Below are 24943 nucleotides of genomic sequence, written 5' to 3'. Positions count from 1 at the left end.
ATGTTTTTTATGAGAACCTGTCTAAGAGCTGCTGGAGCCTCTCCTTCAGCCTCTCTTTCCGTTTTCGGGGATCTTTTTCTTCCTGTCCCAACTGCTGCCGGTATCTTCCCATCTGTTCATTGAGGGCACCTAGTCCCTGCGGCAGGACTTGTTGGATCCGGCTTTTCACATACTGTGCCACCAGGGGGCTCCTGCCACCGCTGCTGACAGCACAGATCACTTCTCCCTCTTTCAGCAGGGCCGGAAAGATGAAGGAACACAGCGCCGGATCATCTACTACATTCACTGGGATTTTCTGTTCCTGACAAAGACGGCTGATTCTTTCATTGATCGCTCTTTCATTGGTCGCAGCCACGACCATCTGCCATTTTTCCCGGAAGATGTCCTCTTGGCTGAAATTCCTTGCTGCTATTTGGACCGGCAGGGCATGGAATCCGGGTATAAGGACGGGAGCCACTACCTGGATCCGGGCTCCGAATTCCAGCAGGATCCGGGCTTTATGGAGTGCGGTCCGCCCGCCTCCCACCAAAAGGACCGGCTGCTGTTCCAGCTGGACCATCAAGGGGAAATAACTCATTCCCGCACTTCCTTTCTTTCCAGAGCTTCCCGGATGCCGGATACGGAATGGATCCTGGCTGTTTCCACATGCTTGCAGCCTTCTTCCCAGGCAGCCCGGGCCGTAACTGGACCGATGCAGAGGACCCGGGTCTCCGGTGCCAGGGTGAACTGCCGGAAAAAAGCATGGACCCCCCTGCCGCTGCCAAAGATCATGACCCTTGGCGAAAGCAGGCGGCGCGTCCCCCCTTTGTCCTCCAAGGAACGGACCCGATAAATGGACGCATCCTGATAGTTCAGCCCTGCCTTTTCCAGTTCCCGGACCAGATCCGGGGACCCTTCTTCTGCCCGGAGCAGGAGACAGCGGTCTCGGGGATCCATTTTTCCTCCCAAGGCCCTGCCTAAAGCTTCTGCTGTAAAAGTCTCCGGCACCAGATCCGCCTGGAATCCTTGGTGGGCTAGTTCCTCAGCCGTTCCCCGGCCGATGCAGGCAAACCGCACCTGCCCCAGCCGCCGGAAATCCTGCCGAGCCGCTCGGAACCATTGGAAGAACAGGCGGACCCCGTTCCGGCTGGTAAAGACCAGCCAGTCATACCGGTCAAAATCTTCCGGGATATTCTGGAACAGCGGTTCCAGATCCAGGATCGGAAGTTCCGTGACCGTCTTTCCAGCCGCTTCCAGAGCACCTGCCACTTCCTGGCAGAACACCGGGGTCCCGGTGACCAGGATCCCCTCCAGATTCCCTTCCCAAGACGGCTGCAGTCCCAGGTCAGCCACGGGCCCTACCAGGATGATGGCCGGCGCAAAGGCCCCCTGTTCCTTGGCCTTTCCCGGAAGGTTGGAAAGTGTCCCGTCAATGCGGATTTCCTGAGGGCTGTATCCCCCGCAAAGGACGCTGGTCGGGGTATCCGGTGGCTTCCCTGCCTGGACCAAGCACCGGCAAATGGTCTCCAGACGCTCTACTCCCATGAGGAATACCAGAGTCCCTTGCAGCTGGGCCAGGGCTTTCCAATCTTCTCCCAGTCCATCCTGGGTATGTCCAGTGACCACGGTAAAGGAACGGGCCAATCCCCGGTGGGTCACTGGGATACCGAAATGTTCCGGCACCGCGATCGCGGAACTGATTCCCGGCACCACATGCCAGGGGATTCCCGCCGCCTGGAGTGCCAGTGCTTCTTCTCCGCCTCGGCCAAAGACAAAACTGTCTCCGCCCTTGAGCCGCACCACCCGTTTCCCTTCCCGGGCCTTTTGGAGCAGCAGCTGATTGATGGCCTCCTGGGCCATGCTGTGGCGCCCGCTGCGTTTGCCTACCGGCAGCCGTTCCGCCTCAGGGCGGACCTCTCGGAGCACTTCAGGGGGCACCAGGGCATCGTACAGCACCGTTTCAGCCTGGGCCAGGATCTTTCTTCCCTCCAGTGTCAAGAGCCCGGCACCGCAGCCGGCTCCTACCAGCCAGACTTCGCCCCTTCGGGCTTTATCTCCAGTCATAGAGTTCCTCCTTCAGGGAAGCGCACAGTGCCTTCCCCTCTTTCTCCAAACCCAGCCGCCGGGCTCGTTTCCCGTCCACCATAGCCAAGAGTTCCATCCGGCCCTGGTCCAGCAGTCGGCAGTGGATCCCTACGGGACAGGAACAGTCCACCTTCATCGAACAGAATAATTCCCGCTCCCATTGGAACCGGCGCCAGGTCTCCGGATCAGAGATCCGCTGCAGGAGCCGGACCAGATCCCGATCCCCTCTCCGACATTCGATCCCGATGATGCCCTGACATCCAGCAGGCATCACTTGTTCCACAGGAAGCGGCAGGACCTGATACCGGGACAGGTCCAGATCCATGCGTTGGATCCCGGCCATCGCCAGGACGATGGCGTCATATTCTCCCCGTTCCAGTTTATGGAGCCGGGTCGTCACATTGCCCCGGATATCCCGAAAGACCAGATCCGGATACAGCTGCCCGATTTCCTGGATCCGGCGGGGACTTCCGGTCCCCACGGCCATCCCTGGTTCTAGGCTCTTCCCAGCTGGAAGGATCAAGGCGTCCCGAGGATCTGCTGCTTTAGGGGTACCTGCGATGAGCAGTCCATCTGCCAGCTGATAGGGAAGATCCTTGGCACTGTGGACAGCGATATCCGCTTCGCCGCATAACAGTTCCCGCTCGATTTCCCGGACAAAGATCCCTCGGCCGCCGATTTTCACCAGGGCATGGATCCGGTCCCGATCCCCGGCAGTCGTAATCGTCCGGATTTCCGTTTCCACCCCTGCTTCCTCCAACAGCCGGCATACGATATAGGTCTGTGCCAGGGCAAGACGGCTGCCCCGAGTTGCTGCAATCAGTTTTTTCATCTTATCTCCTTATTACCCTGGGTGCCACTTTTCGATAGACCAGGACAGCCAGGGCACAAAGGGCGTAATCCGGCAAGACCGTACTCAGGAACCAGACTTCCAACAGCCGTACCAATCCAATGCCTCCCGTATTCTGCAGCACCCAGTTGAACATCAGGTCATAATAGACCAGCCCGCATCCGTAATAAACCATTTCGCCCCCTAGAGCCGCTGTCAGCAGCCGTTTCAGCCCGGCTCGGGCCGGATTGCCCGCCAGCAGACCGGTCATCCAGGCGGCACAGGGAAACCCCAGCAGAAAGCCAAAAGTGGGTTTCATCAGATAGCCCAGTCCCCCGCCATGGGCGAAGACCGGCAGTCCCGCCAGCCCCAGGACCAGATAAGCCAGGACGCTGAGAAAGCCCAGCCGCCGGCCTAGGAACAGGCCTGCCAATACGGCTACAAAGATCTGCAGGGAAATGGTCACCTGCCAGATCCCCAAAGGGACCATGATATGGATCAAGGCCCCCACCGCCATGAGAGCCGTAAAAAGGCCACAAAGAGCCAAAGGAGTATGAGTTGTCTGCATCGTTTCCTCCTGAAAAGATTTTCCTTTCGGATCAAGCTTCTTGATTTTTGTTCCTATTATAACAGAATTGCGCCAGTTCTACCGTTGTTTTGCGAACTCTGGAGAAAGTTTCAGTTATTATAATTTTTTCTTATTTTTATCATAATTGAACCTGTTGTTATTTTTTTCGGACGTTTTTTATATAATGTATAAAAGACAAGACATTTATAAAGGGAAAATCGGGATTCTCCGATGCTAGCGGAAGATCCCCAGGTTTGGGAGGAAAATCCATGAAATTACATCAACTGCGCTATTTTCAGGAGGTTTGCCGCCAGCACAGCATTACCAAGGCGGCCGAAGAACTCCACATTTCCCAACCTGCTGTTTCAGCGGCCATCCGGGAGCTGGAAGAGGAGTTCGGGCTGAAGCTGTTCAAACGTTCCCATAAGAAACTGATCCTGACCACGGAAGGGTCATACTTTTCCCTGGAAGTAGAAGAACTGCTCCAGCGGGCCAAGCAGATCACAGATGATATGACCCGTTTGCAGAAAAAGAATACATCCATCCGGGTGGGGCTCCCTCCCATGATCGAGGCCCAGGAAATCCCTATGCTGGCCCAGTTCCATAAAGAACATCCAGAGATCCGCCTGGAACTCCATCATGGGACTTCCCTGACCCTGCGGAAAGCCCTCCAAGACAATCGGATCGACATCGCCATCGTCAGTGGCAGGAATATCAATCCAGGCACAGTAGGATCCCAGCCTATGAAGAAAAGTGAAATCGTCTACTGTGTCAGCCGGAATCATCCTTATGCCCAAGAAAGATCTCTTTCCCTTGCCCAAGTGGCCCAAGAAGATCTGGTAGAAATCGAAGGCAGCCAAAATTTCCGGGAAACCATCCTGGAACGATTCCACCAGGAGCGCTGCACCCCCCGGGTCCAGTGGTCCACCACCCAGCTCTATACCAAGATCCAGCTGATCCGCAGCGGAGTGGCTGGCGGATTCCTCTACCGTGCCCTGGCGGAACGAGAGCCTGACCTGGTCCCCATCTCCCTGGACCCACCCTTGTATTATGAAATCGAGATGCTGTGGCAGAAGGATGCCGTAGGAAACGAAACCCTCCAGACCATCCTGGAATTTGCCCGGAAACAGGGAGCGATCCTGGAAACCGCTGAAACAGCCCCTCAATGAATCACAAAAGGAAAAAGCCTTCTGCTGGGGAAGCAGAAGGCTTTTTCCTTGAAAGGAAGTTGTTTATGATGATTTGATGGGGAAGATGTAACAAGGAGGGGTAATCCCTGCTACGATTATTAGTATACCCATGACCTGTGTCAAAGGAAGGGCAAATTCTTGAATGATTTGTGAATTTGACTCTTCAGTCAGCCAGTCCGAAATACCCATAGATATCCTGGATCATTCCCTGGGCATTCTCCGGACTCAATCCCGCTTTTTCACTGAGCAGCAGCAGCCCCTTCAGCTGTTTTTTCAGATAGTTGCTGAACTTTTCCGGATCCAGGGAGAGGTTGTCGCCCTGGACCTGGTCACTTTGGCAAGTGAGCATCACCAGCAGCTTCAGGGTCTCCCCTTCTTTTTCCGCCAAGAAAAAGAGATAGGGAAAGGCCTCCCCCAACTTCTGGACAAAATCCACCGCTCCCTGGTTTTCCCATAGGGCCGGACCGCAATCCTCGGCAAAAGAAAGTCCCCAGCGTCCACAGAATTTCCGGGCTAAAGCCGGCTGGCTCCCAACCAAGCCCAGCAGTTGGAAATACCGCTGGAGCTCGTCCGGATGGTCCAATTCCTCCTGATGCACTTGGAAACCGATAAAATCCTGCCGTTCCAGATAGGAACGGATTTTTTCTTCTTCCATAACGGCCTACCTTTCTTTGATCATGACGGTCCACTGGCCGGGCAGTTTCACTCTCTTCCAGATGCCGGGCCAATCTTCTTCCAGCTGTGTCTTCAGTTTCCGTGTCTTGGTATCCACCAGCACCACCGCTTTGCCCGGCTGTTCCCGGACCTGTCCATAGGTGGTCCAGGGCATGATGTTCTTAGCCGACCAGCTGTCTTTCCGGGGTTTGAAAGCTTCGGCCTCCTCATCGGGCACCAGCATCACCATTTCCCGGCCCGTATAGAATACGCCGGAAGTCGGATAGCCGCCGCCCCGGATGTAAATGGGCATATCTTCCGGTACCACAGCATTGATGAACTGGGCCGCTGTCTTCCCGGTCACATCTTCCATAAGAGGTTTGGCCAAAAGATCCAGGCTGCAGCAATGGAAGCCGATGGTCAGCAATACCACCGTGGAAAGGACTTCCTGGCTGCTCTTCCCCTTGTATTTATGGAAAGCCAGCACCACCATGCAGAGGGTATAGATCAACATGAAATAGAACAGGTTGTGGGGATTGGGGAATACCCCGGGAGCCAGGCGGGTCACCTTAGAAGCGGCGAAAGTCAAAGCTCCATAGAAAAGGATATTGCCCAAGAGCATCCAGCGCATCTCCAGGCCGCTGCCCTTTTTCCAGATATAATCGGCTGTGAGCACGCACAGGGGCAGCAGCAGAGGATACGTATAGGTAATGTATTTTGTGGCCATGCATTGGAAAAAGACAAAGACAGCAGCGATCCACAACAGCAGGAAGGCCTCCCGAGGCGCCGGATAATGCCATTTCCCGTTTTTCCGCAGCAGGTTCCACAGCATGCCGGGCACAAGCCCAACCCAAGCATAGGCATTCAGGATATTCACCGCCGTATAATACCAGATCACATTATCCCGAGGGTGTTCCGAAACCGTAGCCCGCAGGACGTTCTGTGTCCCCAGGAAACTGCCCAGGAAGTCTGGATGGACCCGTGCCATGGCAATGTACCAGGGCAGGGCCACCAAAAGGAAGAGCGGGATCCCAGTGGCCAGTTTCGCATCTTTCAGGCATTTCCAGTCTTTTTGATAGAGCAGGAACAGGGTGATGATGAATCCAGGCATCAGGAACCCGATGGGGCCTTTGGTCAGGGTCGCCAGGGCAGAAAGGAGATAGACACCGTAATACCAATTCTTTTCCCGGCTGCTGTATCCCAAGAAGAAACACAGCAGGGCCCCATCCATGAAGAGGAACAGCATCCCGTCTGTCAGGACGCTTTTGGAAATGGTGAAAAACTCCAGGGTCATGAGCAGCAGGACCCCGCTGAGGAACCCCACTTCTTCCCGATACAGCCTTTTGCCTGCCTGGACCGTGAGCCAGAGACCGCCCAAACCAAAGAGGGAGGGAAAGAAACGGGCCCCGAATTCACTGAACCCAAAGATCTTGAAGCCCAAGGCGATCATCCAGTAGGCAAAGACCGGCTTGTCATACCAGTACCGGCCATAGATCTGGGGAGAAAGCCAATCGCCGCTCAAGACCATTTCCTTGGCCGTCAGGGCATAATTTCCTTCCACACTGTCCGTAAGAGGCAGGGCGGAATTCATGAAAAACAGTAAAAAAATAGCTGCGGCCCAGAACCCCAGCCAGTATTTCTTCTTCATACACGTTCCTCCAATGCTTTAGCGTATACATATTGAATCTATTTTACACTAGAATGGGAGAAGAAGGAAGGGGTTGTTGCACGTGTGAAAATCACACACGCACAACAACCCCTTTGTCATAGTTCAGACGTCTGACGGACTGTTGCAGGGGCAACAGTCCTCTTCGGATTATACGGACACCTTTCCCCCAGACACTGTTCATTCTTGGGATAGAAGCCGCAGACCGTCTTTTCTTCCGGCAGGGTGATCCCGAACCGTTCCTTGACGTAGGGAATGGCCGTTTTCAGGGCTGTATAGGCATCCCGTTTGCAGCAGCGAGGGCCGCCGATAGCTGCCAGGTTGGCCAGCGCCTCGGACGTATAGGTCATATGGCTGCCCCAGGAAGGGCCCGCAGTCAAAGGCCCGGTCTCTTCCAGCAGGGCCAAAGCCGCCCCCACGGAAGCCACCGCTCCGCAGACGCCCCAGTGGCCGCAAATGGCTCCAGGCATTTGGAGGCCCTCCTGCCGCAGTCTGCTTAAAAGTTCCGGCAGATCAAACGCCATACCGGCGTTATGGAGCGCTGTCAATAGACAGGCCCCATCCAATACATGATGCTCCGGACCGTGGATCCGGACAAATTCCTTCCCAGCTACGTGCCGGAATACAGCCAGAGGATTGGTTTCCTTTTCCTGGGCACAGGCTTCGATGATAGCCTGGGTCCGTTGTTCCAAATCATCCATGGAATACACCTCATTTCATCCGTCCCAGCACTTCCAGCAGCAGGTTCCAGGTCCGCTGTACAGAGGCGATGTGCATGGTTTCTCGATACGTATGGATATCCGTCAGGGTGGGCCCCAAAGAAATGCAATCCAATCCCGGGAGCTTGGCGGCGAACATGCCACACTCTACCCCTGCATGGATGGCTTCCACCTTGGGGTCTTTCCCATACTGTTCCCGGTAGACCTGGACGAACAGATCCCGCAGGGGAGAATCTGCCCGATAGGACCAGCCTGGATAATCCCCAGCCCGGAACACCTGTCCGCCCAGCTGCCGCAGGAGCCCTTCGATCCGCTCTGCCACCATTTCCTTCTGGCTTTCCACACTGCTACGGACCAAAAGAGCCGCACAGACCTGATCTTCTTCTGTGTAGAGGATGCCCAGATTCAGAGAAGTCTGGACCATGCCGGCCAGTTCCGGGCTCATGACCTGTACCCCGTCCGGCAGGCTGGTCAGGAGACACTGGATTCTTTCCGTAGAGAGCCGGTCCATCGGCAGCCGATTCCCAGCGGCTGGTTCCACCGTGGCCTCCAGTGCCGGATCCGTCACACGATACTCTTGCTGTACCGTTTTTCTGAAGGTTTCCACACCTTCCTGGAATCGTTCCGGTTCCGGAGTGACCACCAGGGCCCGGGCTTCCCGGGGGATGGCATTGTCCTTGGTCCCCCCTTCCACTTCTACCAGCCGGTACAGGACTTTCCGATCCAGCTGCAGCAGGAGACGGCCCAGCAGCCGATCTGCATTGGCCCGACCCTTATGGATCTCTGTGCCGGAATGGCCTCCTGTGAGCCCGCTGATCTTCACTTCCAGACAAGTCCCGGCAAATGCTTCCCGATGGATCGGCAGGGCGCAGTTCAGGTCCACGCCCCCAGCACAGCCTACCGTAAAGATCCCTTCTTCCTCCGAATCCAGGTTGATCATCCGCCGGCCTTGGAGACCGCTGGCGTCCAGCTTCACGGCTCCCAACATACCGATTTCTTCATCCACCGTAAAGACCGCTTCCAGACGGGGCCGAGGGATGGAAGGATCATCCAGGAGCGCCAGCCCCATAGCTACGGCGATCCCGTCATCTGCCCCCAAGGTGGTTCCCCGGGCCGTGATCTCGTCTCCAGAAACTTCCAGATCCAGCCCTTCCTTTTCCATATCTTTGGGACAGCCCGGTGCCTTTTCGCAGACCATATCCATATGGCCCTGGAAAATCACCGGTTCTGCTTCTTCATAGCCGGGAGAAGCCGGTCCCACCAAGATCACATTGTTCAGGGCATCCTGATGGACCTCCAATCCCCGCTGCCGGCCAAAATCCACCAGCCAGTCACTGATGGCCCTGGTATGCCGGGAACCATGAGGGATCTTCGTTAATTCTTCAAAGAAATGGAACACCCGCCGGGGTTCCAGAGAAGCCAAGATATCCATAGCGCATGATCTCCTTTGCCGTTTGATTGGTTCCATGCTGCACCGAAGATTTCCAACAGTGCACCGAGAACCTGTCGTGATTTCCTGCCGCTGATCCTTTATCCGCTGCTGTTTTTTATCCACTATAGGAAAAGTATAACATAGATTTTTGGAACTTTCGACTCTTCCCTAGCGTCAGTCCCCCTGATTTCCCGCGCTTATTAGAAAAGATCCGTTTCTTATTGTACAACTTTCCTTATATTTATCCCTGTTTTTCCATTTTATTTGACAATATGGTGAAATCGTATTATATTTTTATTTATTTACAATAGACACTGTACAGCAGGGGGATAAAAGGAGTCTTTACCATGAACAAGGTTGTCACTGTCAAAAATATCAAAATCGGCGAAGGGATCCCGAAAATTGCCATTCCCATTTCTGATTCCGATTATGCAGGGGTCAAAAAATCGGTCAATCTGATTATGAATTCCCCTTGTGACCTGATTGAATGGAGAGGGGATTTCTATAATGATGTCACTGATCCAGAAGTCCGGATCAAACCCTTGACACTCTTCCGCAACCAGCTGTGGAACTTGCCTGTACTTTTCACCATCCGGACCGATGTGGAAGGGGGCATGATGGAAATCGACACCCAAGATTATACAGAACTCCTCCTTGCAGTCATTGACAGTGGCCTGATCGACATCGTGGACGTGGAGCTGTCCCGAGGGGAGAAGACCGTCAAGGCTATCGTCCAGGCAGCTCATGATGCTGGAGTGAAAGTCCTGGGATCCCGGCACAATTTCAAGAATACCCCGGATAAAGATGTAATCATCCGCAGCCTGGTAAAGATGCAGGAACTGGGCTGTGACCTAGTCAAATATGCTGTGATGCCCCAATCGGAGCGGGATGTCCTGACCCTCCTGGATACGACCTTGACTATGAAGGAAGAATACAATGATACCCCGGTGATCACCATGTCCATGGGACATCTGGGCGTGGTCAGCCGGATCTGCGGTCAAGTTTTCGGCTCTGCCATCACTTTCGGTACAGCCGGAAAAGCGTCCGCTCCAGGTCAGCTGCCAGCCAACGGATTGTCCATATTCCTGAAGAGCCTATCTTGAGGAAGCGTGTCTGACTCATCCATATAAAAAAAGCTCCACGGCCCAGAGGGGGTGGCCGTGGAGCTTTTTTATGGAAATAGGAGAAGGAAACCGATCATTCTTCATCCATACCCGGTTTGAAGAAATCTCCAAAGAGTTCTTCATTGGAAGGCATGTCGTACTTCAGAGGACGGGATACCCAAGTGGTATTCATATAATGCTTCAGGGAAATATTTTCGGATACGATGTTGCCGCCCCAGGTACCGCAGCCCATGGAAGAAGTGGGCGGCATGCCGTTCCAGGCAGATCCGGAATTGCCCCGGTTATTGGGCTGGCGGACCATGATCCGAGAGACCGGAGCTGCCATGCCCAGACGATTGATGTGATCATCGTCAAAAGAGTAGATGCCGCAGGAATGGCCTTTGCCCCCGACTTCAAAGATAGCCCGCATCATATCCAGGGCATTTTCAAATTCACCCTTGTATTTGAACAGGGTCAGGAGTGTGGTCAGTTTCTCGCTGGAGAAGAAGAATTGTTTCCCCACATGTTCGATCCCGCCGCCGGTCACAGCAATGAACTTCCGATCCGCCGGAATGGTGAAGCCAGCGGCTTCCGCCAGTTTCTGAGGGCTGATGGCAACCGTATCCGGCAGCCGGTGGCCGGTTTCATCCCACATGACTTTCTTGATCTTTTCAGCCTCTTCTTCCGTAGCCAGATAGGCTCCCTGTTCTACCAGGGCCTTGACGAACCCATCATAGACTTCTTCGGAAATCACCAGGTTCCCGTCACAGGAGCATCCAGAGCCAAAGTCAGAAGTCTTGGAGATCCGGGTATTTTCAGCGGCTTCTTTTTGCCGTTCCGGAGTATTGCAGGTATTGTCGATGATGACCGTTGCGTTGCCAGCCCCGCTGCCATAAGCCGGGACTCCCTGGCTGTAGGCTGCTTTCACCATGGGCCGCCCACCAGTAGCGATGATCAAGTCTGCCCGTTTCATCAGTTCAGCCGATACGGCAATGCTGGGTTTCTCGATGCCCTGGAGGATATCCGCCGGAGCCCCTTCCCGTACCAGGGTATCCCGGATGATGTTGATGATCTTGTTGGTTACATTTTTGGCTCTGGGATGGGGAGAAAAGACGATCGTATCCCGGCACTTGATAGAGAAGATCACCTGTCCAGCCGGTGTCAGGCAGGGGTTGGTAGTCGGTACCAGGGAAGCGATCACTCCTACTGGTTTGGCGTATTTCACGATGCCTTTTTCCGGGATCTCTTCGATGATTCCGATGCTGGGATTGCGCAGACATTCTCTCAGGATCAGTTTGATCTTATTCCGTTTGTTCCGTTTACTGATTTTGTCTCCCAGGCTGGTTTCGTCCACAGCTTCATCACAGATAGGTCCCCAGACTTTCATATCACAGACGGCAGCCGCCACGGCCTGGCACAGTCTATCCACACGGGCCTGATCATAGGTTTCGATGATTTTCTGGGCAGCTCTTGCCCGAGCGATCTTTTCCTCCACCATTTGGATTTCTTCAGGGGTTGCTTCTCTCGTCGCCATGCTAATCTCTCCTTTTCTATTTTTATTGGATTTTTATCATTCCTCTTTCTATTTAGAGTATACTGATAATTGAAAAAGAACTCCAATACATGTTTTCTGGATTCATGATAGAATGTCTCTATGATTTTGTTGTCCCCCTGCCCAGCCCTATGGTAGAATACAACCAGCAGAAAAGGAGGTAGAATACATGACACTGCTGCAGCTGCTTTATTTCGAAACCCTTGCCAGGATGCTCCACTATACCCGCGCAGCCCAGGAACTGCACATATCCCAGCCCAGTCTGTCCTATGCCATCAATGAATTGGAAAAAGAACTGGGTGTCAAGCTGTTCCTGAGGGAAAAACGGCACATTGCCCTGACCCCTTACGGGCAGCAATTCCTGCCCTATGTCCAAAAAGCCCTTCTCTGCCTGGATCAAGGAAAGCTTTCCCTGCAGACCATGAAGGGAGAGGAAAAAAATATCCTCCAGCTGGGCTACTTCCATTCCATTTCGTCATCCTTTGTGCCGCCCCTCATCGAATCCTTCTATCAAGCACCCGAACACCGCAAAATCCATTTCCAATTCATGGAAGGGACCTCCTATGAAATCTATTCCCTGGTAAAAGAGGGAAAACTGGACCTGGGTTTTTCCACCCATCGCGGACCGGGGATCCAAACCTGCCTGGTGATGAAACAGCCTCTCTACCTGGTGGTTCCCCTGGAACACCCCCTGGCCAAAAAAAGCTATGTGACATTTGGAGATTTCGCCCAGGAACCCATCATCGGCCTAACCCGGGGCAGCAATCTCCGAGATCAGTTGGACAGAGCCTTCCTGGCCCATCATATCACTCCCCGCCTGGTCTTCGAAGTCCAAGAATGCAATGCGGCCCTCCAGTATATCGATTTAAAATTCGGCGTAGGGATCCTGCCGGAAATCCCTACCATGCATACGGCTAGGGTAGTGGCTCTGCCCATCGCTGAGCAGGAAGCCAGTTTCATCCGGAATGTATTCCTGCTCTGGGATCCAGACCGTCCTATGAGCCCGGCTGTGGAAACTGTAAAAGATTTCATCGTCACCCACTATGGCCTGCACCAGACGGATTCTCTCCCTGCTGCTTCCATCCGCTAACAGCGAAAGAAGATATACGCAAACGGAAATAGGACCGCCACATAGACAAGGGTCGTCTCCAGGAAAGCCGCTACAGCTAAATCTACGTCCAGATGGAATAGCTGGGCAGTGATCACTGCATTGATGGCCACAGGCGCTGAAGCGGCCAGGAAAATGGTCCCGAGGATCACCGGGTCTGCAACCACCAGGCTGGAGGCCCCGCAGATCAGCAGAGGCACCAGCAGGAAGCGGATGGGAAGCAGTCCTACAGCCTGCCGCAGGCAGCGAAAAGCCCGATGGAAATCAATGGTATAGCCCACCGGCGTAAAAGCGATCCAGGCCTGGATATGGACCAGCAGCCGAAAAAAGTCGGTGACAAAGACGGGGCGTTCCACCTGGAACAGCTGCAGCCCCAGCCCGATCAGCATCCCGGCCACTCCCAGCTGTTTCCGGGTAAAGAGCAGCTCCCGGAGACTGAAATGCAGAGGAGCCGCCCCGTCAGCACTGCCTTCCCGGGCCGCATAATACTGGGCCAGAGGAAAAGCCAGCACCACCATCAGGATATTCTGGGGCACGGCAAAAAGCTGGATATAGGCAAAGCTCAATTCCCCATAGAGGATATAGCCGCAGATACCGGCCAAGGTACCGATATTGGCCAGCATGGCAGCTACTACTAATGTCCCTCGATCCACAAAAGATAGATGCCGGCATAAGGGGACCATCATCCCTGCCGACAGGAAGGCCACCAAGAGGCTCAGGAAAGGCAGCAGGAGCAAATCTCCTTTCAGAGGCAGGATCCAGAAACTGAGCAGGTTCATGACCGTGATCAGCACCACCACATTGAACAGCATCATCCCATTGCACTGGGCCATCGTCATCCAGTTCCGCCGCCGCAGGAAATATCCTGTTGCCAAAGGGCAGAAAACATCAAAGAAAACAGTAAAGAGCTGGGCATAGTTCACTATTTCTTGCCTCCTCATCCATACGAAAATCAACCCGCACAAAGGTATTTTACTCCTTTATGCGGGTCTTTTGCTCGCTGTTTTTTTATTTTCCAGGAGCCAGGGTATGGTTTTTCCCCTGCCGGGTAGGCACATCCAGGATCAGGTCGCTGGCTTTCCCCGCCCGGAGCAGGTAACTGTCCGTAGGATGGTCCAGGAATTCTGCCACCTGCCGGCTGATGGCCATGAGCTTGTCCAGATCGATGCCCGTGGCAATCCCCATTTCGTCCAGCATATGGACTACATCTTCACTGGATACATTCCCAGCTGCTCCCGGTACAAAAGGACAGCCGCCAGTCCCGGCAAAACTGGTATCGAACTGGGTAAAGCCTTCACTGAGTCCCGCTAAGATATTGGCAATTCCCAGGCCCCGGGTATTGTGGAAATGGAGCCACCAAGAACAGTCAGGATATTTTGCTTTCACCGTCCGACAGATTTCTGCCACCTGGGACGGATAGGCCATACCGGATGCATCTGAGAGACTGATTTCCTGGATTCCCACTTCCCGGTAGGCATCGATGATCTTGCACACCACACTCACCGGGATCTCCTTGTCCCAGGGGGATCCGAATGCCATGGAAATAGAGCCGGAAATGCCGATGCCTGCTTCTTTCGCCCGCTCTACGCAGACAGCGAACCGTGCTACGCTTTCTGCCGGTGTGCAGTTCAGGTTGGCCAGGTTATGGGCGACAGAAGCGGAGACATTCAGTTTCACTTTCTGGCAGCCGCAGGCAATGGCCCGTTCTACCCCTTTCAGGTTGGCGATCAAGGCCCGGTATTCTACCCCCGGTTTCTGTTCAATGCCCTGGAATACAGCATCTGTATCGGCCACCTGAGGCACTGCTTTGGGACTGACGAAACTCCCCACTTCGATGACGGGGAACCCGGCCTCTGTCAAATCTTTCACAGCCTGGATCTTCTGTTCCGTGGTCATGATCTTTTTTTCATTCTGCAAACCGTCCCGGAGGCCCACTTCGCAGATGCGTACTTGTTTTACATGAGTCAATGCCATCCTGTCCACCTCTTATTTCTTGATATAGCGGTTCCCCGCCTCCACTAATTCATCCACATGGACCAGTTTGATGTAAGTCTCGAAATCGATCATATCCCCCTGGTATCCTTCTGGAGTCCCGTGTTCCTTGATGTATTTGAGGATCCGCATTTCGGCAGCGACTTGAGCGAATAATACGCTGAAGGGGAATGTGATGATCTTGTACCCCAATTTTTTGCCGCAGTCTTCCGTTGTGAAATCCTTAAAGAAGGGCTGATTGGGGAAATAGCCTAGATGGATGGGGCCGTGGACTTTTTCCGGCAGGCTGACCAGCGCTTCCCGGGATTTGGGCAGGATCTTCACCATGTCTGCGCCAGCTTCCAGATAGGCGTTGGCTCGGTCAACGGCCTCTTCATCCGGTGCATCGGTCCGAGCGATGATCAATAGATCCGGATCCTTGCGGGTATCCACGGCTGCCCGGATCTTTCCGCACATCTCTTCCACACTGATGACTTCGGTCTTAGACAGGAAGGGACAGTTAGGCGGCTGCTGCTGGTCTTCGATAAAGAAACCTGCCACCCCCGTCTTTTCATATTCCTTCACAGTCCGGATCACATTCAAGGCATTGCCATAGCCTCCCTCCGCATCACAGATAATAGGTATATCTACGGCATCTGCCATTTTGCTCAAGATATCTACCGATTCATTCAAGGCCAAGAGACCGGAATCCGGCTGGGCCAGGACCACCCCATGCATCCCATACCCAGTGGTGCCGCAGACCTGGAACCCCGCTACTTCAATAGCCCGTGCACTCAGGGCATCATAGGCGCAGGGAGCCACCAGATAATCATTTTCAGCTAGCAGACGGCGCAGTTTCGTGGTCATCCGCTCTTTTTTCTTCATACTCATACGCTGCTCCTTTCTCCCGAAAAAGGCTCTGTTTCACAGGGAAAACAGAGCCTTAGCTTTTCCATTATTTTCCCTTATGGGATTTCGCATGATTCGGAGCGACGAATTCGCCCTTTTCGTTTTTCACCAGTTTTCCATCTTCTACCAGTTTATTAGGGCTGTAGATATCATTGATATTCCAGCAGCCGGGAGTAGGTACGACGATATTTTCCATAGGGGCTTCCACCAGGAAGGGACGGCCTTCCCGATTGGCTTTCAATGCCGCTTCCATGGCTGGTTTGAATTCATCCGCGCTATGGACACAGATGGCTTCCACCCCGTACGCTCTAGCCACTCCGGCCCAGCTGGGACTGTAGGATTCCCCATCCGGCGTATGGAAAGTGGTCCCGAATTTGGTCCCGTAATTGGCATTTTCCAGGCCGGCAATGGTCCCGAAGGCTGAGTTGTTCATGACGACCCAGGTGCAGGGGATGTTTTGTTCCACGGCTGTAGCCAGGCAGGTTGGGTTCACCCCGAAGCCCCCGTCACCGGTGAGAGTGATGCAGATTTTGTCCGGTGCCCCCAGCTTTCCTCCTAAAACAGCAGAGGCTCCAAAACCCATGGTAGCCAAACCAGAAGAATGGTGGATGGTCCCGGGGACAGTGATATCATACTGCTGGGCCACCCCGTTCTTGTTCCATCCCACATCCGTGAAGATTTCCGCATCTTCCGGCAGGACTTCTTTCACGTCTTTCAGGATCCGCTGAGGTGTCATGGGGAAGCGTCCGTCATGGGCAATGGCTTCATTCCGCTTCTTGAAAGCCGCTTTGGCCTCTGCGATGGCTTTCCGCAGTTCCGGATGCTGCTTTCCTTCCGGACAGATTTTCTTTGCTTCCGCCAGGATCTGCTGGAGTCCTAATTTCAGGTCCCCTACGGCCCCAATAGCCACCGGATAGTTCCGGCCGATTTCTGCCGGGTCGATATCGATCTGGAGGAATTCCGTATGGTCCGGATCAAAGGTGACACCCCGGTACCAGCTGGAACTGTCCGCTTCTGCGAACCGGGTCCCCAGGCCCAGGATCACATCGGCTTGAGAAGTCAGGGAATGGGTGAATTCCATGCCCCAGAAACCGGTCTGGCCGATCATCAGGGGATGAGCATCGCTGATGCAGCCCTGTCCCATCAATGTCCGGGATACGGGGATATCCAGGAATTCCGCCAAGGCTGCCAGGTCATCCGATGCCTGGGCCAGGAGGATTCCCCCGCCGGCATGCATCACCGGGTGTTCCGCCGCCACCAGTTTCTCTGCGATGGCTTTGGCCGCTGCCGGATCCAGGGCCGGTTTCATGGTGATGTGGCTGTCTTTATAGGTCCGGTCCCAAATATAATCTTCCACTTCCCGGGAAAAGATATCCATGGGAACATCGATGAGCACAGGCCCAGGACGGCCGGACTCCGCCAGTCGGAAAGCCTTGTCCATGATTTCCGCCATAGATTCCGGGTCATCCACCCGCCAGGCCCGTTTCACCACCGGTTCCAGGATCCGGTACTGGGTCCCGTCCCCATGCATGTTCACTTCCTGATGGGGATGCTTGCCAAAGTAATAACTGGGCACATCCCCGGCTATGACCACCATAGGGATGGAATCAAAGGCCGCATTGGCTACCCCCGTGAGCACATTGGTCAGGCCAGGTCCCAGGTGGCACAGGACCACAGAAGCCTTGTGGGTCACCCGGGCATAGCCGTCCGCTGCCGTAGAAGCCACGGCTTCATGCCGATTGGAAATGTATTTCACTTTTTTGCTGCGGCTCAGGGCATCCAGCATCCCGATCACCGTATGGCCGCACAGACCGAATACATATTTTACATCCCGCCGTTCCAGGTAATCCACCATCAGATCGGCCACCAGTTTCTTCGTCATCTCATTCCCTCCTGTTTATTCCGTATTGGCAAGGGCAATCCCTTTCCGTTGAAAATACTGATTCAGTACGTCTCCGCTGCGGATGACGTAATTCTTGAAATATTCCACGGCCGGAGCCGCATACCGTTCCTTGTTCCATTGCAGATAGATTCCCCGTTCCCGGATACCGTCCTCGATAGGGACGATCTTGGTTCCAAAGGGGACTCCCATCAGAGGATAGGGAACGATGGCCACTCCATGGCCTGCCGCTACTACTCCATAAAGGATCACATCATTGGGGCTTTCCATGACCACATTGACTTGGATGTCCTGTTCTAGGAAGAGCTGATCCAGTTGTTTCCGGATCTGTCCGGAAACATCGAAAGCAACGAAATCCATGCCCTGGAAGTCTTTCATCTTCAGGATTTTCCGCCGGGCCAGGGGATGGCGTTCTGGCACCAAGGCCACCAAAGGATGGCTCCCGATGTAACAGGCTCCAATATGAGGCGCCTCGATTTTGGTGCAGAAGATCAGGTCCACTTTCCCTGCCAGCAGATTTTTCTGCAGGTCATACCACCCCTGGGAACCGTACTGGAATTGGACTCCCAGCCGGTTGGTCTCACTCCGGTACCGGATCAGGAGATCCGTGGCAAAGGCTTCGATGGAATAAAAGCCCGCACAGTTGATGCTCCCTGTATTGGGATTGGTATATTCTCTCAGCGTGTTAATCCCTGATTCCAGGGTATCCAGTGTCCGCAGGGCATAAGGAAGGAACAGTTCTCCCGCCTTGGTCAGTCGGATGTTCCGGCCGTGGGGCTCGAACAGTTTGGTCCCCAATTCATTTTCCATGTCCCGCATGGCGTGGCTCAGATTGGACTGGCTCACATGGAGGCGGTAGGCAGCTTTCGTATAATGTTCCAGTTCTGCGATTGTCGTGAAATAGTACAGCCATTGTAATTGCATAGTGTCGATTCCCCCTCAAGGCCGGATATGGCAAGATTGACATATCCATTTTACCATATCCAGCCTTTTCTCAGGGGTAGCCAGGCTTTATTTGCTGGCGGCATCCAATTCTTTGGTCAGCAGTTCGCCTAAACCGCCCACTTGCTCATTGATTTTCTTATTCAGTTCCTGTACTGCAGGGATGGCCAATACTTGGTCATAGAAGGATTTATCATAGGTCACCAGGGTCATTCCCTTCTTTTTCAAGGCTTCTTTATTGTCCTTATCCACTTTGGCCAGGGTAGGTGCCAGTTCTTTCAAGGCTTCCTGCACTGCCTGGTTCAGGGCCTTCTGGTAAGCCGGATCCAGGCTGTCATACGCTTTCTTATTGATGCAGATCTGGTTGGCATAGAGGATATGGTTGGTATCCGCCACATACTTCTGGACTTCATTGAAGTTAGCAGAAACAATGGTATCTGCCGCATTCTCTTCAGCATCCACGGTTCCGCTCTGGAGAGCGAAGTAGAGTTCCGGCCAAGCCAGCGGAGTGGGATTGGCCCCCAGGGCGGACCAGAAGGCCATGTGGTTCTTATTGCTCATGGTCCGGATCTTCAGCCCTTTGAAATCATCCAGGGTCTTCAAGTCTTTATTGGCCGTAGTCAGGCGGAAAGTGGCATTCTGCAGGATTCCCAGATAATGGAGCCCCGCCTTTTCATAGGCGCCGGAAAGTTTCTTATGGAATTCTCCGTTCCCGTTCAGGACTTTATCGATGGTCTTGCCGTTGTATTTGGCAAACGACATGGGCATATCGAATACGGCGGTTTCCGGAATGATGGCAGTCACCGGAGCCATCTGGCTGACTACGATCTGGATATCATTGGATTTCAGCTGTCGGAGCAGATCTTCGTCCCCGCCCAGTTCTGAGTTAGGATGGTAATCGATCTTCATTTTCCCGCCGGTGATCTTATCCACATTCTTGGCCACCAGTTCTCCGAACCGCTGACCGGCAGAATCTTTCCCAGCAGAGTCCGCCCCGATCAGTTCCACCGTTTTCAGTTTGGCATACTCCCCGCTCCCCGCGGCTTCTTTTTTGGTGTCTTCCCCGCCGCAGCCGGTGAGACCCATGAGCATCAGCCCTGCCAACAACACGCCTGCCGCTTTTTTCCAAGATTTTTTCATGATACTGCCTCCCTTTGAACAAATTCTGTACTGTACCGATTTATTTGGCTGCCACTTTCAAAAGCCCTGGCAGATAGGTCGAAATACTGGGTACATAGGTGATGATGAACAGAGCCACTACGAAAGCCAGGATGAAGGGGACTGCTTTCCGGGCCACATCCATGGGCTGCCGCTCTGCAATATTGCCGGCCACGAAAAGATCCAAGCCGAAAGGCGGAGTGGCCAGACCGATGGACAGGCAGCAGACCAGCACTACGCCCAGATGGACAGGATCTACACCCAGTTTCACACAGGCTGGCAGCAACACCGGTGCCAGGATGATGATGGCCGGACCCGTATCCATGACCATGCCCAACAGGAAGAAGAAGACTACAAGGATGGACAGGACTGCAAAGCTGGAATGGAAGTTCCCCAAGATAAAGGTTTCTACAGTCCGGGTCGCCCGGGTCAGGGACAGGACCCGACCGAAAGCGGTAGCAAAAGCCAGGACGAAGGCCAGACCGCCATAGGTCTTGACGGATTCACAGAGCATAGGGACCAATTCATCGATCTTCATGGTCTTGTAGATAAAGAGGGAAACAATCAGGGCGTAGAATACAGAAACCGTCGCTGCTTCTGTAGGAGTAGTGAATCCCGTATAGATCCCCCCCAGTACGATCACCGGGCAGAGCAGCGCCCAAAAGCTGTCTTTGAAGAGTTTCATGAAGCCTTCCGCTGCCAGTTCGTCCATCCGAGCCTTGATTTTCTCTTTGTCTTCGCCATTTTTAGCACAGTAGTACACGGCATAGGCCATCAAAGCCACCCCGATCAGGATACCGGGAAGTACGCCGCCCAAGAACAAGTCCCCAGTGGAGACCCCAGTAGCCAGGGAATACAGGACAAAGGGAATAGATGGAGGGATGATGACTCCCAAACCGCCGGCTACAGCGATCAGCCCAGCACTCCAGGTCTTGTCATACCCTAGATCTGTCAGGAAAGGGACGCACATAGCCCCTACCGCAGCGGTGGTAGCCGGACCGGATCCGGAAATAGCCCCGTAGAACAGACAAGTGAGGATCACCGCACAGGGCAGTCCGCCGGTGAAATGACCAGCAAAGTAAGCAAAGAAGTTGAACAGCTTCCGAGAAATCCCTCCCTTGGCCATGATCACACCGCCCAAGATGAACAGCGGGACGGCCAGGATCGGCGTGGAATTGGCTCCAGAAAATGTATTGTTCAGGAGCTGTACAATGGAACCACCTTTATGGAGGATCTCGATAGGTGCCACCGATCCCAGGATCATGCTGACACTGATGGGAATGGACACGGCGATAGCAATCAAGAATACTGCAAATACCATTACGGCTGCCATGTTCAATCATCTCCTTCCTGTGCCATGCTGGCTTCTTTGGCCGCATCCTGCATGGTCTGTTCGATGGTGCTCAGCTCTTTCTTATGGAAATCCCGCACATGGATGATGATCATTTGGATTCCCCGCAGGGCCCCCAGGAAAAAACCGATGACCATGACGGCATAGACAAAGGCCATGGACCACTGCATAGCCGGAGAAATTTCCCGGCTCCGGGCGATGTTGTTATACACATCGATGGAGTAATATCCCAGGAAAGCCATACTGGCCGCCGTAATGACATCCACTGCCAAGTTGATGACTTTCTTCAGGAGATCCGGAAGGAGGTCTTTCAGGACTCCTACCCGAAGCATGTTTTCCATCCGGATGGTATAAGGCAGAGAAATGAACACACTCCAGATCCACATGAACCGGCAGAATTCTTCGGCCCAAGTCAGGGAACTCATCCCCGGGATCTTCCGTACAATAACCTGCAGCATGCTGACACAGGCAATCAGCACCAGCATGACGACCAGAAAGGTCTCCTCCAGGTGTTTATCCAGCCAACGAATGACTTTCATGATCCTATTGCCTCCTTTGTACTGGTTTATTTCTGTTCGTTCCGTTCTGCCAGGATATCCAGCAGTTCCTGCCGCATCACTTCAACAGGCGCCTTCTTCCCAGTCCACAGCTCGATCTGGGCTGTTCCCTGATACAGGCTCATGCTCAGGCCGTTCAGGACCTTGCAGCCTGCTGCTTCCGCATCGAGCAGGAATTGTGTCTTGGCCGGATTGTAGCAGGCATCGAAGAAGAACTGCCCCTCCTTGATATATTCTTTGGGCAGGGGGCTCTTGCCGATACTCTTGCCCATCCCTACGCCGCTGGCATTGAGGACGATGTCGCAGGCGGCCAGCTTAGAATACTCTCCATGAGGTACGAATTCCGCCACGCGGCTGAAATTGTTGTTGATATCGTCTACCAGGGACCTGGCACTTTCTTCGAAGAGGTCCGTGATATAGATCTTCGGGGCTCCATGATAAGCCAGGATGGAACACATGGCCCGTCCGGCTCCTCCCCCACCGAAACAGAAGAATACTTTCTCTTCCACTTTGATGCCGGCTTCTACCAGGGCCTGATAGAACCCGACGCCATCGGTGTTGTACCCTTTCAGCCGTCCGTCCGGCAGTTTCACAACGGTATTGCTGGACCCCATCTTGGCACACAGGGGATCCAACTCATCTAAATACTCCAGGACCTTCACCTTGTTGGGCTTGGTCACAGCAAACCCGGCAAAAGGCATGTAGCGCAGCCCGTTGACGATATCTCCCAAATGCTCATTCCCTGCGACCGTATAGAAATAAATCAGATTGAGTCCGGCTGCTTCATACCCTTTGTTTTGCATCCGAGCGGCAAAAGACTGTGCCAGAGGGTCCCCGATCAGCGTAATCATACGAGTTTCGATATCCGGTATCATATGCATTCCATTCCTTTCTGAATTCAATTACTGGTCAACCAGTTGGATTATTTCTTTCGCATGGGCCAGGCACCGTTCTATATGCCCCATGGCACCATATTGATGGATATATTCCTCATTGGGAAGCTCGATAGAACAAGGATTCTTAGGCAAAGCCTGGAGGATCGGCACCAGCGGTATGGCCCCCAGTCCGGGGTACTCCCTTCGAGCCCGCATGATTTCCGTCCGATCCCGCAGATAATAATCCTTTGGACAATCACAAAGGTGGATCAGGCCAAACCGTTCCGGTGCGATGGCCCGGATGGCTTCAGGAGTATCCTGGGCCCAGAACACATAGAGCATATCCAGGAACAGTTTCAGATTCGGAGCTTTGACTTTTTCCTGCAGCCGGGCAACTCCTGCCAGATCATGGATGGCCGAGGAAGCCGGATACTCCAAATTCACATTCATCCCGAATTCCTGGGCCTGCTCACAGATCCTACCAAAAGCTTCCACCGCAAAATCCTGGTTTTCCGTCCAGCAGCTGGAAAGGACTTCTGTTGCCCCCAGCTCTGCGCCTTTTTCAAATTCTGCCCGGTAATCCAAGGGTAGATCTTCTCGGACCCGGACCAGTTCGATATCCAGCACTTTCATCCCGGTTGTTTGCAGTGTCCTGCGGATTTCCGCAAACAGTTCCTTTTCCCGGATCAAATCGTTCTGAGGTTCCCCCAGCTGTCCCATGGGAATCGTCCGCAGGCTGACTGTATCATAACCGGCTTCTGCTGCCATCCGGATTTGATCGACGGCTTCGATGCCGGGGACCGTCAAATACGCCAACGAAAATTTTCTTGCCATCGGTTTTCCCCCTTTGGCAGTTTCTATTGCAAGACTAAAGATACAACTTGGAATTATCAGTCTTTTCTTAAAAAGATTTTAAGTCCTGCTTACCGCCTTGCTGCAGAATCCGCCAGAATTATTAGTGAAATCGATATCTTCAGTGCATTTCGTATTTTCATTATAGCCTGAGCCGTCGGATGAATCTAATGGGACTTATGCATCTATCGATGAATAAAATTCATATCTTATTTTAATCATAGACTGTCTCTATCACCATTTCTCCGTCCATTCCAAAGAGCCAGTCTCTATGCGACTAGAAAGGAACCTGTTCTCTATGCCCTGTTTTTCAATAGTTTCTTTCAATGCAAAAAAAATCTCTTACAGAAAGAGGTTCCTCTTCCTGTAAGAGATTTTTGGGTAGATGCCCCGAAACGATTGGCTGGTTCTGGGTTTTAGCAGACAAATCATGAAAGAAATTCACTTTTTACAGATCACTGAGCTTGTGATGCCTCTTTCCCCAACTCTTCTACCAATAGGGTCCCCAGGCCTCCCGTCTGGGCATCGATCTGTTTGTATAAGTTTCTCACGCTGGGCTGATCTTTCACTTCTTCGTAAAACTCCGGGGGATAAGCCACCAGGGTCATGCCTTTTTTCTGGAGCTTCTCCTTGCAGTCCCGGTCCACCTGGACCAGGGTGGGCGCCAGTTCCCCCATGGCTTCCTGGACAGCTTCTTGCAGCACTTCCTGATAAGGATCTGGCAGGCTGTCATAGGCTTTTTTGTTCAGCACCATTTCGTTGGCATAGAGGATCACATTGGTTTCCGCCACGTAATTCTGGACTTCGTTGAAATTGGCGGAGACAATGGTATCAGCTGCGTTTTCTTCCGCATCCACGATGCCGCTCTGGAGGGAGAAGTACAGTTCCGGCCAGGCCAGCGGCGTGGGATTAGCCCCTAAGGCTGACCAGAAAGCCATATGGTTCCGATTGCTCATGGTGCGGATTTTCAGCCCCCTGAAGTCCTCCACCGTCTTCACAGGCCGGTTGGACGTCATCAGACGGTATGTCCCGTTCTGGAGGGTCCCCAGGTAATGGAGCCCTGCCCTATCATACGCTGCCGCCAATTTTTCCCGAAAGGGGCCCGGTCCGTTCAACACCCGGTCGATGGTCTTTCCATCGTAAGGAGCAAAGACCATGGGCAGGTCGAATACCGCTCCTTCCGGCACAAAGGCCGTCACCGGTGCCATCTGCCCTACCACCAGCTGGATATCATTGGCCCGGAGCTGCCGGAGCAGGTCTTCGTCTCCGCCCAGTTCCGCATTGGGATGGTAATCGATGGTGAACCGTCCTCCGGTCTTTTCTTCGACTTTCCGGGTTACCAGCTCCCCGAACCGCTGGCCTACAGATCCCTTGCCGGAGGAATCTCCCCCCACCAGCACCACTTTGGGCAGGTTCCCATAGGGGCCTGCTTCCTTTCCCTTGTTGTCTGCTGCAGGCGCCTTTCCACAGGCGGCGGCCCCCAGGAGAAGCACCGCCCCCAAGCAGGCTGCGGCTGCTTTTTTCCATAGTATATTCATGGCTG

At 53.6% G+C, this 24943-nt stretch carries 23 protein-coding genes; 3 read left to right on the top strand and 20 right to left on the bottom strand.

Translation table 11 applies throughout. From position 1 onward, the window contains the following. Nucleotides 1-7: 7 nt before the first annotated feature. From ACTUHY_RS06675 to ACTUHY_RS06660, 4 genes are read right to left on the bottom strand one after another with little or no spacing between them, the layout of a single operon-like run. Nucleotides 8-577, bottom strand: a complete 570-nt coding sequence (locus ACTUHY_RS06675; RefSeq protein WP_442827088.1) for a precorrin-2 dehydrogenase/sirohydrochlorin ferrochelatase family protein — start codon at nt 575-577, stop codon at nt 8-10. Continuing rightward, entirely contained in the window at nt 574-2043 is a 1470-nt protein-coding gene (cobA, locus tag ACTUHY_RS06670; RefSeq protein WP_442827087.1) for a uroporphyrinogen-III C-methyltransferase, read from the bottom strand. The genes ACTUHY_RS06675 and cobA overlap by 4 nt, the downstream gene beginning before the upstream one ends. Next, nucleotides 2030-2896 (bottom strand): hydroxymethylbilane synthase, encoded by an 867-nt coding sequence (hemC, locus tag ACTUHY_RS06665; protein WP_442827086.1) that lies wholly within the window; start codon nt 2894-2896, stop codon nt 2030-2032. The genes cobA and hemC overlap by 14 nt, the downstream gene beginning before the upstream one ends. A gap of 1 nt (nt 2897) precedes the next feature. Further along, nucleotides 2898-3461: a biotin transporter BioY gene (locus ACTUHY_RS06660; protein ID WP_442827085.1), complete on the bottom strand. Its 564-nt coding sequence runs from the start codon at nt 3459-3461 to the stop codon at nt 2898-2900. A 269-nt stretch (nt 3462-3730) separates the two neighbouring features. Between ACTUHY_RS06660 and ACTUHY_RS06655 the strand changes: the two genes are divergently transcribed. After that, nucleotides 3731-4630, top strand: a complete 900-nt coding sequence (locus tag ACTUHY_RS06655) for a LysR family transcriptional regulator (protein ID WP_278674431.1) — start codon at nt 3731-3733, stop codon at nt 4628-4630. Nucleotides 4631-4814: 184 nt separating this feature from the next. Here the strand turns inward: ACTUHY_RS06655 and ACTUHY_RS06650 are convergent, their stop codons facing one another. The 4 genes from ACTUHY_RS06650 to ACTUHY_RS06635 form a co-directional block, all read right to left on the bottom strand. Beyond that, nucleotides 4815-5306 carry a hypothetical protein gene (locus tag ACTUHY_RS06650; RefSeq protein ID WP_278674433.1) on the bottom strand — a complete coding sequence of 164 codons (492 nt, stop codon included), beginning with the start codon at nt 5304-5306 and terminating at the stop codon, nt 4815-4817. Between the two features lie 6 nt (nt 5307-5312). Next, complete coding sequence (locus tag ACTUHY_RS06645; RefSeq protein WP_442827084.1) at nt 5313-6953, bottom strand: ArnT family glycosyltransferase; 1641 nt, start codon at nt 6951-6953, stop codon at nt 5313-5315. A 116-nt stretch (nt 6954-7069) separates the two neighbouring features. Then, a complete protein-coding gene (locus ACTUHY_RS06640; RefSeq protein WP_278673673.1) occupies nt 7070-7672 on the bottom strand; it encodes a DUF5714 domain-containing protein in 603 nt (200 codons plus the stop codon). Between the two features lie 10 nt (nt 7673-7682). Beyond that, the gene (locus tag ACTUHY_RS06635) at nt 7683-9122 is read right to left on the bottom strand and encodes an aminoacyl-histidine dipeptidase (RefSeq protein ID WP_278673674.1); all 1440 of its coding nucleotides are present in this window, start codon (nt 9120-9122) and stop codon (nt 7683-7685) included. Nucleotides 9123-9469: 347 nt separating this feature from the next. On the opposite strand from ACTUHY_RS06635, the gene aroD reads away from it, so the two are divergent. Continuing rightward, the gene (gene aroD / locus ACTUHY_RS06630) at nt 9470-10225 is read left to right on the top strand and encodes a type I 3-dehydroquinate dehydratase (protein ID WP_278673675.1); all 756 of its coding nucleotides are present in this window, start codon (nt 9470-9472) and stop codon (nt 10223-10225) included. A gap of 94 nt (nt 10226-10319) precedes the next feature. Here the strand turns inward: aroD and ACTUHY_RS06625 are convergent, their stop codons facing one another. Continuing rightward, complete coding sequence (locus tag ACTUHY_RS06625) at nt 10320-11759, bottom strand: aldehyde dehydrogenase family protein (protein WP_278673676.1); 1440 nt, start codon at nt 11757-11759, stop codon at nt 10320-10322. 187 nt (nt 11760-11946) lie between these two features. Here ACTUHY_RS06625 and ACTUHY_RS06620 point away from each other — a divergent pair, with 187 nt between their 5' ends. Then, on the top strand, nt 11947-12867 hold the full coding sequence (locus ACTUHY_RS06620; RefSeq protein WP_278673677.1) for a LysR family transcriptional regulator: 921 nt from the start codon (nt 11947-11949) through the stop codon (nt 12865-12867). Here the strand turns inward: ACTUHY_RS06620 and ACTUHY_RS06615 are convergent. The 11 genes from ACTUHY_RS06615 to ACTUHY_RS06565 all read right to left on the bottom strand — a co-directional run bounded on the left by ACTUHY_RS06615 (nt 12864) and on the right by ACTUHY_RS06565 (nt 24938). Next, a complete protein-coding gene (locus tag ACTUHY_RS06615; RefSeq protein WP_442827083.1) occupies nt 12864-13808 on the bottom strand; it encodes an AEC family transporter in 945 nt (314 codons plus the stop codon). The genes ACTUHY_RS06620 and ACTUHY_RS06615 overlap by 4 nt on opposite strands. An 85-nt stretch (nt 13809-13893) precedes the next feature. After that, nucleotides 13894-14859: a hydroxymethylglutaryl-CoA lyase gene (locus ACTUHY_RS06610; RefSeq protein ID WP_278673679.1), complete on the bottom strand. Its 966-nt coding sequence runs from the start codon at nt 14857-14859 to the stop codon at nt 13894-13896. A 12-nt stretch (nt 14860-14871) separates the two neighbouring features. Beyond that, complete coding sequence (locus tag ACTUHY_RS06605) at nt 14872-15747, bottom strand: isocitrate lyase/PEP mutase family protein (RefSeq protein WP_278673680.1); 876 nt, start codon at nt 15745-15747, stop codon at nt 14872-14874. 64 nt (nt 15748-15811) lie between these two features. Further along, entirely contained in the window at nt 15812-17647 is a 1836-nt protein-coding gene (locus ACTUHY_RS06600; protein ID WP_278673681.1) for a thiamine pyrophosphate-binding protein, read from the bottom strand. A gap of 15 nt (nt 17648-17662) precedes the next feature. After that, nucleotides 17663-18589: a LysR family transcriptional regulator gene (locus ACTUHY_RS06595; RefSeq protein ID WP_442827082.1), complete on the bottom strand. Its 927-nt coding sequence runs from the start codon at nt 18587-18589 to the stop codon at nt 17663-17665. 87 nt (nt 18590-18676) lie between these two features. Next, the gene (locus tag ACTUHY_RS06590) at nt 18677-19747 is read right to left on the bottom strand and encodes a TRAP transporter substrate-binding protein (protein ID WP_442827081.1); all 1071 of its coding nucleotides are present in this window, start codon (nt 19745-19747) and stop codon (nt 18677-18679) included. Nucleotides 19748-19787: 40 nt separating this feature from the next. Next, entirely contained in the window at nt 19788-21098 is a 1311-nt protein-coding gene (locus tag ACTUHY_RS06585) for a TRAP transporter large permease (protein ID WP_442827080.1), read from the bottom strand. A gap of 2 nt (nt 21099-21100) precedes the next feature. Next, nucleotides 21101-21655, bottom strand: coding sequence for a TRAP transporter small permease (locus tag ACTUHY_RS06580; RefSeq protein WP_278673685.1), 555 nt, complete (start codon nt 21653-21655; stop codon nt 21101-21103). Nucleotides 21656-21681: 26 nt separating this feature from the next. After that, nucleotides 21682-22524 carry a shikimate dehydrogenase family protein gene (locus ACTUHY_RS06575; RefSeq protein WP_442827079.1) on the bottom strand — a complete coding sequence of 281 codons (843 nt, stop codon included), beginning with the start codon at nt 22522-22524 and terminating at the stop codon, nt 21682-21684. A gap of 51 nt (nt 22525-22575) precedes the next feature. Next, nucleotides 22576-23382, bottom strand: a complete 807-nt coding sequence (locus ACTUHY_RS06570; protein WP_278673687.1) for a sugar phosphate isomerase/epimerase family protein — start codon at nt 23380-23382, stop codon at nt 22576-22578. Between the two features lie 473 nt (nt 23383-23855). Further along, nucleotides 23856-24938 carry a TRAP transporter substrate-binding protein gene (locus ACTUHY_RS06565; protein ID WP_442827078.1) on the bottom strand — a complete coding sequence of 361 codons (1083 nt, stop codon included), beginning with the start codon at nt 24936-24938 and terminating at the stop codon, nt 23856-23858. Nucleotides 24939-24943 lie beyond the last annotated feature (5 nt).

It is taken from the genome of Acidaminococcus nyctereutis (genome assembly GCF_052216985.1).
GTDB classification, from domain to species: domain Bacteria; phylum Bacillota; class Negativicutes; order Acidaminococcales; family Acidaminococcaceae; genus Acidaminococcus; species Acidaminococcus fermentans_A.
This window is presented reverse-complemented; position numbering and strand designations above follow the sequence as displayed.

Bases quoted from the DNA above. Each gene is read 5' to 3' on its own strand.
- ACTUHY_RS06640 (WP_278673673.1), bottom strand. From the start codon at position 7,672: ATGGATGATTTGGAACAACGGACCCAGGCTATCATCGAAGCCTGTGCC.
- ACTUHY_RS06605 (WP_278673680.1), bottom strand. From the start codon at position 15,747: ATGAGTATGAAGAAAAAAGAGCGGATGACCACGAAACTGCGCCGTCTG.
- ACTUHY_RS06590 (WP_442827081.1), bottom strand. From the start codon at position 19,747: ATGAAAAAATCTTGGAAAAAAGCGGCAGGCGTGTTGTTGGCAGGGCTG.
- ACTUHY_RS06650 (WP_278674433.1), bottom strand. From the start codon at position 5,306: ATGGAAGAAGAAAAAATCCGTTCCTATCTGGAACGGCAGGATTTTATC.
- ACTUHY_RS06580 (WP_278673685.1), bottom strand. From the start codon at position 21,655: ATGAAAGTCATTCGTTGGCTGGATAAACACCTGGAGGAGACCTTTCTG.
- ACTUHY_RS06575 (WP_442827079.1), bottom strand. From the start codon at position 22,524: ATGATTACGCTGATCGGGGACCCTCTGGCACAGTCTTTTGCCGCTCGG.
- ACTUHY_RS06610 (WP_278673679.1), bottom strand. From the start codon at position 14,859: ATGGCATTGACTCATGTAAAACAAGTACGCATCTGCGAAGTGGGCCTC.
- ACTUHY_RS06655 (WP_278674431.1), top strand. From the start codon at position 3,731: ATGAAATTACATCAACTGCGCTATTTTCAGGAGGTTTGCCGCCAGCAC.
- hemC (WP_442827086.1), bottom strand. From the start codon at position 2,896: ATGAAAAAACTGATTGCAGCAACTCGGGGCAGCCGTCTTGCCCTGGCA.
- ACTUHY_RS06570 (WP_278673687.1), bottom strand. From the start codon at position 23,382: ATGGCAAGAAAATTTTCGTTGGCGTATTTGACGGTCCCCGGCATCGAA.
- ACTUHY_RS06635 (WP_278673674.1), bottom strand. From the start codon at position 9,122: ATGGATATCTTGGCTTCTCTGGAACCCCGGCGGGTGTTCCATTTCTTT.
- ACTUHY_RS06600 (WP_278673681.1), bottom strand. From the start codon at position 17,647: ATGACGAAGAAACTGGTGGCCGATCTGATGGTGGATTACCTGGAACGG.
- ACTUHY_RS06645 (WP_442827084.1), bottom strand. From the start codon at position 6,953: ATGAAGAAGAAATACTGGCTGGGGTTCTGGGCCGCAGCTATTTTTTTA.
- ACTUHY_RS06625 (WP_278673676.1), bottom strand. From the start codon at position 11,759: ATGGCGACGAGAGAAGCAACCCCTGAAGAAATCCAAATGGTGGAGGAA.
- ACTUHY_RS06585 (WP_442827080.1), bottom strand. From the start codon at position 21,098: ATGGCAGCCGTAATGGTATTTGCAGTATTCTTGATTGCTATCGCCGTG.
- ACTUHY_RS06660 (WP_442827085.1), bottom strand. From the start codon at position 3,461: ATGCAGACAACTCATACTCCTTTGGCTCTTTGTGGCCTTTTTACGGCT.
- aroD (WP_278673675.1), top strand. From the start codon at position 9,470: ATGAACAAGGTTGTCACTGTCAAAAATATCAAAATCGGCGAAGGGATC.
- ACTUHY_RS06595 (WP_442827082.1), bottom strand. From the start codon at position 18,589: ATGCAATTACAATGGCTGTACTATTTCACGACAATCGCAGAACTGGAA.
- ACTUHY_RS06620 (WP_278673677.1), top strand. From the start codon at position 11,947: ATGACACTGCTGCAGCTGCTTTATTTCGAAACCCTTGCCAGGATGCTC.
- cobA (WP_442827087.1), bottom strand. From the start codon at position 2,043: ATGACTGGAGATAAAGCCCGAAGGGGCGAAGTCTGGCTGGTAGGAGCC.
- ACTUHY_RS06675 (WP_442827088.1), bottom strand. From the start codon at position 577: ATGAGTTATTTCCCCTTGATGGTCCAGCTGGAACAGCAGCCGGTCCTT.
- ACTUHY_RS06565 (WP_442827078.1), bottom strand. From the start codon at position 24,938: ATGAATATACTATGGAAAAAAGCAGCCGCAGCCTGCTTGGGGGCGGTG.